Raw genomic sequence first — 778 nt, forward strand, 5'->3', positions numbered from 1 at the left:
CGAGGAAGCCGCTCCGGCTCCGCGCAAGCGCGCAACCAAGAAGGTTGCCGCCGAGGAGATCCCGGCCCCGCGCCGGACCCGCAAGACCGTGGAGCAGTAACCGCACCACCCCGTGCCGCCGGGGAGGGCCCGACCACCACCAGGTCGCGCCCTCCCCGGCGGCATTTTCGCCTCCGACCGACCCCACCTCTCGGCGTTTCCCTCGCTCCGAGCGCGTCAGCTGGATCCGTGCTGCGTAGGGTGGCCCCGGGTTGTCGGGTGATCTGGTCGGAAGGCACGGAGATATGAGTACGCCGCCGTTCTTGAAGCTGCCGGGATGTGTGCGACCGGTCCGGATGGGTGGACTGGCGACCCTGTGGGGGGAGCCGACCGGCGCCGTGCGGGGGACGGCCCTGCTGGTCCCCGGGTTCACCGGGAGCAAGGAGGACTTCATCGCCCTGCTGGAGCCGCTGGCCGCCGCCGGGTTCCGGACGGTCGCCCTGGACCAGCGCGGTCAGTACGAGTCGGACGGCCCGGACGACCCGCAGGCGTACACGGTGCGGGCGCTGGGTGCGGACGTCCTGGCACTGTCCGCGGAACTGAAGGCCGAGGGCGGGCCGCTGCACCTGCTGGGGCACTCGTTCGGCGGCCAGGTGGTGCGGGAGGCGGTCCTGTCCGCACCCGACGAGCTGCCGTGGGAGACGCTGACCCTGATGTCGACCGGCCCGGCCGCGATCGACCCGGCGGAGGCGGCGCGGACGGCGCTGCTGCTCGACGCGCTGGAGTCGATGGACCTGGA

At 73.0% G+C, this 778-nt stretch carries 1 protein-coding gene; it reads left to right on the top strand.

The annotated features are described in order from the left end of the window. Positions 1-284: 284 nt before the first annotated feature. A partial coding sequence (locus IEZ12_RS37740) for an alpha/beta hydrolase (protein ID WP_373295439.1) occupies positions 285-778 on the top strand: 494 nt, incomplete at its 3' end.

This window comes from Kitasatospora griseola (assembly GCF_014648555.1).
GTDB classification, from domain to species: Bacteria; Actinomycetota; Actinomycetes; order Streptomycetales; family Streptomycetaceae; genus Kitasatospora; species Kitasatospora griseola.